14 protein-coding genes are annotated in these 11,627 nt (G+C 53.4%); 13 read left to right on the forward strand and 1 reads right to left on the reverse strand.

Annotated elements, in window-relative coordinates; all coding sequences use genetic code 11:
- Nucleotides 1-9 precede the first annotated feature (9 nt).
- The 7 genes from queC to MKX42_RS16480 all read left to right on the forward strand — a co-directional run bounded on the left by queC (nucleotide 10) and on the right by MKX42_RS16480 (nucleotide 5,046).
- Nucleotides 10-675, forward strand: coding sequence for a 7-cyano-7-deazaguanine synthase QueC (gene queC, locus MKX42_RS16450; protein WP_340753421.1), 666 nt, complete (start codon nucleotides 10-12; stop codon nucleotides 673-675).
- Nucleotides 675-1,157: a 6-pyruvoyl trahydropterin synthase family protein gene (locus tag MKX42_RS16455; protein WP_340753422.1), complete on the forward strand. Its 483-nt coding sequence runs from the start codon at nucleotides 675-677 to the stop codon at nucleotides 1,155-1,157. The genes queC and MKX42_RS16455 overlap by 1 nt, the downstream gene beginning before the upstream one ends.
- Nucleotides 1,150-1,872 (forward strand): 7-carboxy-7-deazaguanine synthase QueE, encoded by a 723-nt coding sequence (gene queE / locus MKX42_RS16460; RefSeq protein ID WP_340753423.1) that lies wholly within the window; start codon nucleotides 1,150-1,152, stop codon nucleotides 1,870-1,872. Before MKX42_RS16455 ends, queE begins: the two co-directional genes overlap by 8 nt.
- A gap of 97 nt (nucleotides 1,873-1,969) precedes the next feature.
- A complete protein-coding gene (locus tag MKX42_RS16465; RefSeq protein ID WP_340753424.1) occupies nucleotides 1,970-2,131 on the forward strand; it encodes a hypothetical protein in 162 nt (53 codons plus the stop codon).
- 56 nt (nucleotides 2,132-2,187) lie between these two features.
- Nucleotides 2,188-3,000, forward strand: coding sequence for a VanW family protein (locus tag MKX42_RS16470; RefSeq protein WP_340753425.1), 813 nt, complete (start codon nucleotides 2,188-2,190; stop codon nucleotides 2,998-3,000).
- Between the two features lie 244 nt (nucleotides 3,001-3,244).
- Complete coding sequence (locus MKX42_RS16475) at nucleotides 3,245-4,159, forward strand: DMT family transporter (protein WP_340753426.1); 915 nt, start codon at nucleotides 3,245-3,247, stop codon at nucleotides 4,157-4,159.
- A gap of 50 nt (nucleotides 4,160-4,209) precedes the next feature.
- Nucleotides 4,210-5,046 (forward strand): class I SAM-dependent methyltransferase, encoded by an 837-nt coding sequence (locus MKX42_RS16480; RefSeq protein WP_340753427.1) that lies wholly within the window; start codon nucleotides 4,210-4,212, stop codon nucleotides 5,044-5,046.
- 37 nt (nucleotides 5,047-5,083) lie between these two features.
- Here the strand turns inward: MKX42_RS16480 and MKX42_RS16485 are convergent, their stop codons facing one another.
- Nucleotides 5,084-6,001 (reverse strand): LysR family transcriptional regulator, encoded by a 918-nt coding sequence (locus MKX42_RS16485; protein ID WP_340753428.1) that lies wholly within the window; start codon nucleotides 5,999-6,001, stop codon nucleotides 5,084-5,086.
- A gap of 243 nt (nucleotides 6,002-6,244) precedes the next feature.
- On the opposite strand from MKX42_RS16485, the gene MKX42_RS16490 reads away from it, so the two are divergent.
- From MKX42_RS16490 to MKX42_RS16510, 6 genes are all read left to right on the forward strand, one after another.
- Nucleotides 6,245-7,192 carry a phosphate ABC transporter substrate-binding protein PstS family protein gene (locus MKX42_RS16490; protein WP_340753429.1) on the forward strand — a complete coding sequence of 316 codons (948 nt, stop codon included), beginning with the start codon at nucleotides 6,245-6,247 and terminating at the stop codon, nucleotides 7,190-7,192.
- 166 nt (nucleotides 7,193-7,358) lie between these two features.
- Nucleotides 7,359-8,192: a phosphate ABC transporter permease subunit PstC gene (gene pstC / locus MKX42_RS16495; protein WP_445321785.1), complete on the forward strand. Its 834-nt coding sequence runs from the start codon at nucleotides 7,359-7,361 to the stop codon at nucleotides 8,190-8,192.
- On the forward strand, nucleotides 8,189-9,085 hold the full coding sequence (gene pstA, locus MKX42_RS16500) for a phosphate ABC transporter permease PstA (RefSeq protein ID WP_340753431.1): 897 nt from the start codon (nucleotides 8,189-8,191) through the stop codon (nucleotides 9,083-9,085). Before pstC ends, pstA begins: the two co-directional genes overlap by 4 nt.
- A 97-nt stretch (nucleotides 9,086-9,182) precedes the next feature.
- The gene (gene pstB / locus MKX42_RS16505; protein WP_036695365.1) at nucleotides 9,183-9,959 is read left to right on the forward strand and encodes a phosphate ABC transporter ATP-binding protein PstB; all 777 of its coding nucleotides are present in this window, start codon (nucleotides 9,183-9,185) and stop codon (nucleotides 9,957-9,959) included.
- A gap of 252 nt (nucleotides 9,960-10,211) precedes the next feature.
- Nucleotides 10,212-10,514, forward strand: coding sequence for a transposase (locus MKX42_RS33435; RefSeq protein ID WP_445669297.1), 303 nt, complete (start codon nucleotides 10,212-10,214; stop codon nucleotides 10,512-10,514).
- On the forward strand, nucleotides 10,436-11,389 hold the full coding sequence (locus MKX42_RS16510; protein ID WP_445669363.1) for an IS3 family transposase: 954 nt from the start codon (nucleotides 10,436-10,438) through the stop codon (nucleotides 11,387-11,389). Before MKX42_RS33435 ends, MKX42_RS16510 begins: the two co-directional genes overlap by 79 nt.
- Nucleotides 11,390-11,627 lie beyond the last annotated feature (238 nt).

Consider the following 11,627-nt stretch of genomic DNA (forward strand, 5'->3'; position numbering starts at 1 on the left):
GAGATCAGTATGGTAAATAGAAAAGCATTAGTCGTCTTCAGCGGCGGCCAAGACAGCACGACCTGCCTGGCGTGGGCATTGCAGGAATTCCAGGAGGTTCAGGTGGTCACGTTCAATTATAATCAGCGCCATGCGGCCGAGATTGAAGTCGCCAAGGCGATTGCCGCGAGGTTCGGCGTGAAGCAGCATATTCTGGACCTGGGGCTGCTGAACCAGCTTGCTCCGAACGCCTTGACGCGGGAGGATATTGAAATTACCGCAGGCGAGGGTGAAGAGCTGCCCAGCACGTTCGTAGATGGACGTAACCTGCTGTTCTTATCCTTCGCGGCCATTCTGGCCAAGCAGCTCGGCTACTCCAATATTATCACCGGGGTCTGCCAGACGGACTTCAGCGGGTATCCGGACTGCCGCGATGTGTTCGTGAAGTCGCTGAATGTCACGCTTAATCTGTCGATGGATGTGGAGTTCGTCATTCATACCCCGCTGATGTGGCTAGACAAGAAGCAAACCTGGAAGCTGGCAGACGAGCTGGGCCAGTTCGATTATGTCCGGGAGCAGACCTTGACCTGTTATAACGGAATCATTGGCAGCGGCTGCGGCACCTGTCCGGCATGTCTCCTGCGTCAGCGCGGTCTGGAGCAATATGAGGCAGAGCGTCATGAGGCGGGACTATAATGCGGGGCGAAGTAGCCGTCTGCAAAATATTCACCTTCGACGCCGCCCATCAGCTCATCGGACACAAGGGGAAATGCAGCAATCTGCATGGGCATACCTACAAGCTGGAGGTAGTGCTGAAGGGTGTGCCGTCCGTAGAGGAAGGACAGTCGGATGAAGGGTTCGTTATCGATTTCAGCGATATTAAAGCGGCTGTGCAGGAGGTGGTGGTTGGGCGGCTGGATCATGCTTTTCTGGCGATGGGCAATGAGCCTGTGCTGGAGACACTGATGGCGACAGGCTCCAAAGTTGCGCTGCTCTCCTTCCGCACCACAGCAGAGAATCTGTCTGCCTACATTGCCTATGAGCTGAAACGGGCGGCGCTGCCGGTCTACTCAGTCAAGCTATGGGAGACTCCTACCTCTTGGGCTGAAGTGCTGGCAGCAGATATTCCCCAGGAGGGACCGGCTTACCGGCTGTATGGTGGCTGCGATCATGAGTAGAATCCCTGTGATTGAAATGTTCGGCCCGACGATTCAGGGGGAAGGCGCGGTCATTGGTGTCAAAACGATGTTCGTCCGCACCTACGGCTGCGACTACCGCTGCGGCTGGTGTGATTCCGCCTTCACCTGGGATGGCTCGGCCAAGGATAGAGTGACGATGCATACGCCGCAGGAGATTCTCTCCGGGCTGCTGGAGCTGGCCGGGGAGAACTTCAATTGTGTCACCATCTCCGGGGGGAACCCGGCGCTGATCGGGGAGGCGATGGGAGAATTCATCTCCCTGCTCCACGAACGCGGCATCCAGGCCGCGATTGAGACGCAGGGCAGCCGATGGCAGGATTGGTTCCATGAGGTGGATGTGCTGACGATCAGCCCCAAGCCGCCCAGCTCCGGGATGCAGACGGACTGGGATAAGCTGGATGAGATTATGCATAGAGTCGCTGATAACGGCAAGGCCGCACATAGCCTGAAGGTGGTTGTTTTTAACCAGGAGGATTATGAATATGCCCGCAAGGTACACTTCAGGTACCCTGAGGTCCCGCTGTTCCTACAGCCGGGCAACGATAACGTCACCGAGGAAGGCGACATCTCAGGCCGTCTGCTGGGGCGGCTGGAATGGCTGTTCGAGCGGGTGATTGCCGATCCTCAGATGAACCGTGCACGGGTGCTGCCGCAGCTGCATGCCCTGATATGGCATAATAAGCGGGGAAAGTAAGATTTTCTCATAAGGATTAGGTATACTGGAGACTGGGCTTCCTGAGCAGGGAGGTCCGGTCTTTTTACTATTTGCAGGAACAGAGGGGGAATTAAGAATGGAGAATGGTTATTACGCAGGCTGGGGAACGCTGGCCCTGATTAATGCCGGACTGGCGCAAGGGAAGAACCGCAGCGGAATGAACTGGTTCCTGTTGTCGTTACTGCTGGGGCCGCTCGCAACGCTTATCCTGGTGATATCTGTTAAATTACCGGAATGATGGGTTAATTATAATTTATAGTTCCAGCAGAATTGCTATACGGGGGAGGAATCAGAATGACGATGCAGGCCATGAAGCCCATCCGGCGTTCCAAGCTGCGATTGTTTGCAGGCAAGCGGTATTTTACCTGGAAGAGATACTGGAAATGGATCACAGCCAGCGGACGTCTGGCTACAGAACAGCGCAGTGAAGCCCTGCCTTACCAGGCGGCCAGCCACGCGACACCGCTCTTGCGCAAATTGCGCAATGTGGATATGCAGCTTCAGCACAACAAAATCGTGAACCTGAGGCTCGCGGTTGCGAAGCTGGACGGGCTTGTTATTCAACCGGGCGAGAGCTTCTCTTATTGGCGCAGGATTGGCAAGCCTACGAGAAGAAAGGGATACCTGGACGGAATGGTGCTCCATTATGGCGGGTTCCGTTCCGGCACAGGCGGCGGTCTCTGTCAATTGTCCAATCTGATCTACTGGATGACACTGCATACGCCGCTGACGGTTACCGAGCGGCACCGGCACAGCTATGATGTCTTTCCGGATGAGCAGCGGACCCAGCCCTTTGGGAGCGGGGCTACCTGTGCCTATAATTATCTGGATCTCCAGCTGCGCAATGATACAGAGCACGCTTATCAGCTTAAGCTGCATCTGGATGAGACTCATCTGCACGGGGAATGGCGCTGTGCAGGACAGCAGCTTTACCATTACGAAGTCTATGAAGATGGGCACCGTATCAGCCTGGAGCTGTGGGGCGGGTATATCCGCCGCAACGCGATCCGGCGCAGAGTGCTGACGCATAGCGGAGAGCTGGCCGGTGACGAAGCGGTGGCCGAGAACCACGCGCTGATGATGTATTCTCCGCTGCTGCATGGATAAGGACAAGTGGAAACGGCTTTGCCGTCCTTTTATAGGACGGTACCGTTTCAGCGAGAAATAGAAGGATAAGTTATTGTGTGAAACATATAATTTCTTATATTTGAACAATTATAAGGCACGGGACCCGTCAAAGGCGGATTCTGTGCCTTAGTTTTGCGTTAAACACGAAAAAATGCTGCTTTTTTCGCCGATTTACGTTAAATTAACATAATGAGTCTTACATCCTATGAAGGGGCGTTCTGTCATGCGTACCAATAAACCGCCCGTTCCCGTGCCTCTCTTGATGGTAATCGGAATTGTGGCCATTTCTTTTTCTTCTATCTTCATTAAATGGTCCTCCGCGCCCGTATCGGTCCAAGGGATGTACCGCCTGCTGTTCACCTCGCTGCTGATGCTGCCGTTCGCCCGTCCCTATAGCGGCGCACTCTTTCAGCTGCGGCGGAAGGACTGGCTGCTGCTGGGAGTGTCCGGTGTTATGCTTGCCCTACATTTTCTGCTGTGGATGGGTTCGCTGAATTATACCTCGGTGGCCAGCTCGACGATGATTATGGCGCTGGAGCCGTTATTCATTATGCTTGGTGCGTACATACTGTATAAAGAGCGTAACTCAATCTTTGCCATCCTGGGGATGGCGATTGCTATCTTCGGCGTTACCTTTATAGGCTGGGGAGACATTGGCTTATCGTCTGAGAATCTGAAGGGCGACATGCTGTCGGTTGGCGGGACGATAGCGGTAGCGGCTCATATGCTGCTTGGACAAAAGCTGGTGGCGCGTATGCCGTCCTATCTGTACAGCCTGATTGTATTTATCGCTGCGGCCATCGTATTTGCCGTCTACAATCTCGTGACCGGCATACCGTTCTTCGATTATCCGGCCCGGGAATGGGGAATCTTCGTCCTGCTGGCGGTGGTGCCGACCGTCTTCGGCCATATCCTGTTCAACTGGCTGCTGCAATATACGTCGGCGACTACTGTGTCGATGAATATCCTGGGGGAGCCTGTCGGCGCGAGCATTCTAGCGTTCCTGCTGCTGGGTGAGCAGCTTAGCGGCCTGCAGTGGGCGGGCGGCGTGCTGGTCATGGCCGGGCTGGGCGGCTATCTGTATGCCGGGCGCAGGAAAGCGCAGAAGCTCCGGCAGTCTCTGCCGAACGCTTCCTAGGCGATTTTGATTATATTTTATAGAACATAGATAAAGGGGTAACGAAAGCAATGAATGAACCTAATCAGAATGAACCGGATGGCCTCAATAAGGAGGCGGCACCTACAAGCGAGGAGCTGTGGAATGAGGATACCTATGCGGCCTGGACCAGCCGGTTCGGAACCCCTGCGGAGGCTGCGGAGAAGCTGCTCAGGGACCCTGCGGGAAAGCTGTATCCGCTGAATACCTATCTCGGTGAAGTGAAGGGCCGGAGGATCATGAATCTGATGGGCTCTAACGGCATGAAGGCGGTGGCGCTTGGACTGCTGGGCGCTGAGGTGACTGTAGCGGATTTCTCGGAGGCTAATGCCCGTTATGCCGGTGAACTTGCGCAGGCGGCTGGGGTGCAGCTTGACTATATCGTGTCAGATGTCCTGGAGCTGCCGGAAGCGCATCTTAACGGCTCTTATGATACGGTTTTTGCCGAAATGGGGATTGTTCACTATTTTACGGATTTGGCTCCGTTCATGGCTACGGCATACCGCTTGCTGGCACCGGGCGGGACGTTCGTTCTGCGGGATTTCCATCCGGTAACGACCAAGCTGATCTCCTCCAAGGGGTCGACGGCTAAGGTACGCAAGCATAAGGTGAGCGGGGATTATTTCGATACGGCGCTTGAAGAGAAGCAGGTGTCCTATTCCAAATACATGCCTTCTTCAGGAGGAGCATCGGAGGCGGACAAGCCGAATGTCGTCTACTGGCGGCGCTGGACGCTGGGCGAGCTGGTTACTGCTGCCGCTGCCAGCGGACTGGTGATTAAGGAGCTGGTGGAGGAACCCAACCTGTCGTCGGATGTGTACGATAAGGGAATTCCCAAGACCTTCACCCTGGTCGCTGTCAAAAGATAATAAGGTTCACCATCACACGGTATCCCCGTTAGCGCAGTTACACAGGCGCTTCGGGGATACCGTTTATTTGTGCAGAACCTGACGCCATCCCGGCAAAAGCCTGCTGGAGCGGAGACAGCGTATAGTCCTTGCGCCAAGCCAGCACAAAAGACCCGTCAGCCGGAAGGATTCCCGGCAGCTTCGCGTAGGCCAGACGGCCTGCCGATACTTCAGTCTCAATTCCGGAGCGGGAGAACACGCCCACCATACGCCCTGTGTAGAGCATCCCCTTGACTGCCTCCGGCGAGCCCAGCACCGCATGGTTCCATACCCTTACATTATTAAGCTGTGCCCACTGGTCGGAGATTCCGCGCAGGAAGGAGGCGGCTTCATGCTGGACCCAAGGCTCGCGTGCTACGGCTTGGGCGGTCAGCTCCTGCTCCCCCGCAAAGGGATGCTCCGGCGAAAAGACCAGCACCGTCTCCTCTTCAGCAATCACTTGCGTATGGAAGGTATCGTCTTGGCCCTCAGTACTGTGCAGCACGGCGAGCTGGATCTCCCGGCTGCGCAGACGTTCCCGGATGGCGTCATCCGGCAGCACGGACAAATAGACATCGATCCCGTCATAATGCTGTGTGAATTGAGACAGCAGTTTGGGCACAAGATAACTGGCAGGGATATCGCTGGCGGTAAGCTCCAGATTCCCCGAGGCGAGCGAGGTGAACTGTTTGACCGTCCGCTCGGCCTCTGCGCTTAGCGAGACAATGCGGACCGCATATTGATACAAGGCGCGTCCGGCATCCGTCAGCAGGACCCGTCCGCTCCGGTACTGGAAGAGGGAAGCGCCAAGCTCACTCTCCAGACTTTTCATATGGAAGGAGACGGTAGGCTGCTTAAGGTTCATCTCGGCGGCTACATCCGTAACTTTTTTATATTTTTCGATGAGAACTAAGATTTGCAGCTTTACAAGGTTCATGAAGATTCCTCCGGGGATATTGTTGTTCCGATATAGATTTTATCTATTCAATAATTCAATTTATATTATAACTTTTATCCTCCGGTTTACAAACTCAGTACTTTTATCTAACGAACGGGCCCTAGAATAAGAAGAGTCAGAAGAGACGCTGATAGAAAAGCAATAATGCTTCCCAAGTGAGTTTTGTACGAAGCAGATGGAACGCAGCAGACACTCACAAAACCTTTAGGAGGAAAAAAAACAATGCAATTCAAAAAATCGTGGATCATGGCTTTAACTCTTACAAGCGTACTGGCACTTTCAGCATGCGGCAACAACGGGGGAAATAAGGCAACAACCAATAACGGAGGGAATACACCGGCTGCTACAAACACAGAATCCAGCAGCGGTGCGAAGCTAAGCGGTTCAGTCTTGGCGTCAGGCTCCACAGCACTTCAGCCGCTCGTAGAGCAGGTAGCAGAGGAATTCATGAAAACGAACAGCGGCGTGGACATTCAGGTTCAAGGCGGCGGTAGCGGAACAGGCTTGACTCAGGTCTCTGAGAAGCAAGTCGATATCGGGAACTCGGACGTATTCGCCGAAGAGAAGCTGAAGGATGCAGCGAAGGCGGCTGAGCTTAAGGATCATCAGGTGGCAGTTGTAGCAATTGCGGCAGTGAGCAACCCGAAGGCAGGCGTAGACAGCTTGACCAAGCAGCAGCTGGTAGATATTTTCACAGGTAAAATCACGAACTGGAAAGATGTCGGCGGCGCAGACCAGGCCATCCAGATCATCAACCGTCCGGCAAGCTCAGGTACCCGTGCTACCTTCGAAAGCTTCGCCCTTGGCACCAAAACAGAGGACATCAAAGGCTCGATTCAAGAGGATTCCTCCGGTACAGTTAAGAAAATGATCGGCGAAACACCGGGAGCGATCGGTTATCTGGCTCTGTCCTACCTCGATGATACTGTAAAAACCTTGAACTACGACGGCGTTGAGCCTTCTGTAGACAACGTAGTGGCCGGTAAATATCCGGTATGGGCTTACGAGCACATGTACACTAACGGTGAACCTAATGAGACTGTAAAAGCGTTCCTGGATTACTTCCTGACGGATGAAGTACAGACTGGCGACGTGGTCGAGCTTGGCTACATTCCAGCTTCCAAAATGCAGGTATCGCGTGATGTGGCAGGTACTGTAACACCTAAATAAGCTTCACCGGTTCACAGGTAGGATTGGATTTAAACTTTAATGTGATTAGAGGCGGAGATCTTCTGCCTCTCTTTTCACTTTAGAAAGAGGGAGCATCTTGAGGGGACAACCAACTAATAAGCGGCTGGAAAAACATCATATAGAAAATTTAATCGGACGTATTTATATGTCCTTTTGCGTGCTGCTGCTCATTGTCATCATTATATCCATGGTTTATTTCGTAGCCTCCAAAGGCGTGGCCAACTTCGTTAACGGTGAGGTCAAGGTCTCAGAATTCCTGTTCGGCACGAAATGGTCGCCAGAGGCAGACACACCTTCCTATGGAGCCTTCCCGTTCATCTCGGGTTCCTTCCTGGTTACCCTGCTGGCTGCGCTTATCGCAAGTCCGCTCAGCATCTGCGCGGCGCTCTTCATGACAGAGATTGTGCCGGGCTGGGGTAAAAAGCTGCTGCAGCCGGTCATCGAGCTGCTGTCAGGCATTCCATCGGTTGTCTACGGCTTCGTAGGCTTAAGCGTCATTGTTCCATTTCTGCGGGATACGCTGCCCGGACAGGGCATCGGGGTGGCTGCAGGCGCGCTAGTGCTGTCGGTCATGATTCTGCCGACGATTACCAGCGTGGCTGCAGACGCGCTTGCATCATTGCCGCAAAACTTGAAAGAATCATCCTTTGCGCTCGGTGCCACACGCTGGCAGACGATCTCCCGGGTTATTCTCCCGACGACCTTCCCGGCGATTATGACGGGTGTAGTCCTTGGTATGGCCCGCGCCTTCGGCGAGGCTCTTGCCGTGCAGATGGTTATCGGTAACGCGCCGTTCGTGCCTCACTCCCTGTTCGAATCGGCATCCACACTTACCAGTGTTATCACGCTGGGCATGGGGAATACAACGATGGGTTCACCGCAGAACAATGCGCTGTGGAGTATGGCGCTGGTGCTGATGCTGATGACCTTTGTATTCGTCCTGCTGGTGAGAATGCTCGAAAGGAGAAATAAAATTTGAAGCCGAGAACTGCGAATAAAATAGCCACAGTCGTTATCGTAACCTTTGCATTGCTGATCGTAGCCATCCTGGTTAGCTTACTCGGATATATCCTGATCCGCGGCATGAGTCATATTAGCTGGGACTTCCTGACCTCGGCGCCGCAAAAGATCCGCGCAGGCGGAGGCGTCGGGCCGCAGCTGTTCAACTCCCTGTTCCTGCTGGTGCTGACCTTGATCATCACCGTACCGCTGGGGCTGGGTGCCGGAATCTTCATGGCGGAGTATGCCCGTCCCGGCAAGCTGACCAACTTCATCCGTCTGGTCGTGGAGGTATTGTCTTCCTTCCCGTCGATTATCGTGGGTCTGTTCGGTCTCCTGCTGATCGTCAACACCTTTAATCTCGGGTTCTCCCTGATCTCGGGGGCGCTCGCGTTAACCTTCTTCAACCTTCCGCTGATGGTGCGTATTACGGAGCAAGCCTTCCGCACGGTGCCCAAGCAGCAGAAGGAGGCAGGCTTCGCGCTCGGATTATCCAAGTGGAAAATCGTTACCTCGGTCTTGCTCCCGGTAGCGTTGCCGACGATCATCACCGGCACGATCCTGTCGGCTGGTCGTGTGTTCGGCGAAGCGGCTGCGCTAATGTTCACCGCAGGGATGAGCAGCCCGCGCCTGGACTTCAGCAACTGGAATCCGCTGAGCCCTTCCTCACCGCTTAACCCGTTCCGTCCGGCAGAGACGCTGGCGGTGCATATCTGGAAGGTCAACAGTGAGGGCCTGGCCCCGGATGCACTTCAGATTGCAGCGGGCGCTTCAGCCGTCCTGGTGCTGACCGTATTAATCTTCAATCTGGCTGCCCGTTATTTCGGCAGATTCATCTACCGCAAGCTTACTGCATCCAAGAGAATGAGCTAGGCTTGTTAGACACAGGGAGGGTACAGGCTTCCGAAGCGAGTTTTGCGCAGAAGAGTCGGAACGTGTAAGTTATCAGAACTTTTAGGAGGAGTAAGAGATGGGAATAGCGGAACCAGTGGTGCGCGAATCATTTCAAACGGAGGATCTGAGTATTTATTATGGGACGTATGAGGCGGTGAAGGGGATTAGCCTTCCTTTTGCACAGAATACGGTTACCGCATTGATCGGCCCGTCGGGCTGCGGGAAATCAACCTTTCTTCGTTCACTGAACCGGATGAATGACGATATCTCCGGCTCTACAACCAAAGGCAGCATCTGGATTGATGGTGTGGATATCAATGCTACAGGCACGGATGTAATCAAGCTGCGGCAAAAGATCGGCATGGTTTGGCAGAAGCCCAATCCGTTCTATAAATCGATCTACGACAATATCGCCTTCGGCCCGAAATATCATGGCATCAAGGGTAAGCAGGCGCTGGATGAAATCGTGGAAAGCAGCCTGCGCCGCGCCGCCCTGTGGGACGAGGTCAAAGACCGCTTGAAGGATTCCGCTCTGGCGCTGTCCGGTGGACAGCAGCAGCGTCTGTGTATCGCCCGGGCGCTGTCGGTCAACCCGCAGATCCTGCTGCTCGATGAGCCGGCTTCGGCTCTTGACCCGGTATCAACCGGCAAGGTGGAGGAGCTGATCAAGGAGCTGAAGGAAGAGCTGCGCATCGTGATCGTCACCCATAACATGCAGCAGGCCGCGCGGATCTCGGACTACACCGCCTACTTCTATCTCGGCTCCCTGGTGGAATACGACAAGACCGAGAAGGTCTTCACGAACCCCGAGAACCAGATGACGCAGGAGTACATTATGGGCCGGTTTGGCTGACCGGGAGACAGGTACAGACGGGCATAGAAGGGAATAGACAAATTCGATCACACTGATCGTTCAAGACACCATCCACTAGCGGGTGGTGTTTTTGGCTGTTCAGGAGATAATGGGGAGTGAGGGCGTGCAGACCCAATGTAATCGAAAAACCGATTATATTGGGCGGAGTGGTATTATCCCCTTTAAGTAGACACTCGAAAAAACCTCATGTGTTAACATGAGGAAATGAGTGAACTTGGAGGGGATTTTGGTATGGCCAAAAAGGGACAAGTGTTTCAATCGTACACGGAGGCATTCAAGAAAGAGGCTATTCAAGCCTATTTTACAGGAGGTGAGAGCTATAAGGTCGTCTCCGACAGGTTGGGGATTGTGAACTGTACCCAGCTTAAAGTATGGGTAAAGAAATATCGGAATGGGGAGCCACTCGATACACAAAAAGGGGCAACAAGCCCTTTAAAAGGACGTCCACGTTCTACATTTGCCAGTATAGAAGAAGAACGAGATTACTTAAAGGCACAGGTGGACTACTTAAAAAAGCGGTATCCAAATCTGTAAAGGGAGGGAAGCTTGGACTGCACGACAAATACGCCGTAATTGAAGAACTACGTGACCAACATGGCATCACCCGCCTATTAGCCATTGCAGAGGTATCGCGGGCAAATTACTACAAGTGGCGAGGTGCAGAGGTTCGACGAATGGATGCCCATGAGCAAGAGCACGCCATTAAAGAGCATATGGTGGCTATTCACCTGGTTCATCCCTATTTCGGGTACCCTCGAATGCAGGCAGCCCTGCGGGAGGCAGGCTACCTCGTCAACCACAAGAAGGTATGGCGGCTCATGAAAGAGCTATCGATCCAGTCTGTCATTCGCAAGAAAAGGAGTCGTGCGGGCTCTACTCCTTCCGTGGTCTACCCGAACCGATTAAAGCGTAAGTTTCATGCGACAGCACCTCAGCAGAAGCTAGTAACGGACATCACATATATCTCAGACGGCACCCGTTTTTATTATCTGTCTGCGATTCAGGACCTCTTTAACAATGAGATTGTAGCTTGGCAGATCTCGGAGCGAAACGACGTAAACCTCGTCTTAGATACCGTTGAACAGTGGACACGGAAAAGAGACGTGTCTGAGGCCGTGCTCCATTCGGACCAAGGCTTTCAGTACACGTCTCAGGCGTACAACACACGATTAGAGGCATTCAGCGTCAAGGGCAGCCACTCTCGCAAAGCAACCTGCCTGGATAACGCCTGCATCGAATCCTTCTTTTCGCATCTGAAGACAGAAAAGTTGTACCTTCACCAGTGTAAGTCAGAAGCAGAGATTCATCAAGCCGTTGAGGAGTATATCTACTTTTACAATTACCAACGTTTTCAGGCGAAACTGAAACAGCGCGCGCCGATTGAGTATCGACACGCGCTGGCTGCTTAGCTTTTTTCATCTGTCTACTTGACAGGGGTATGACCACAGCGAAGGCGTGCGGACTCAATGTAATCGAAAAACCGATTACATTGCGCGGAGCGAAGGCGTGCGGACTCAATGTAATCGAAAAACCGATCACATTGCGCGGAGTGAGGAGCAGAGACTGGATGTCGCCACACCCCTGCCTAAGCCCTTCACTTTTGTATGAGTAAATATCTATTGCAAAACTAATCTTATTAGTTTATAT

The organism is Paenibacillus sp. FSL R7-0204 (assembly GCF_038002225.1).
GTDB lineage: Bacteria > Bacillota > Bacilli > Paenibacillales > Paenibacillaceae > Paenibacillus_AQ.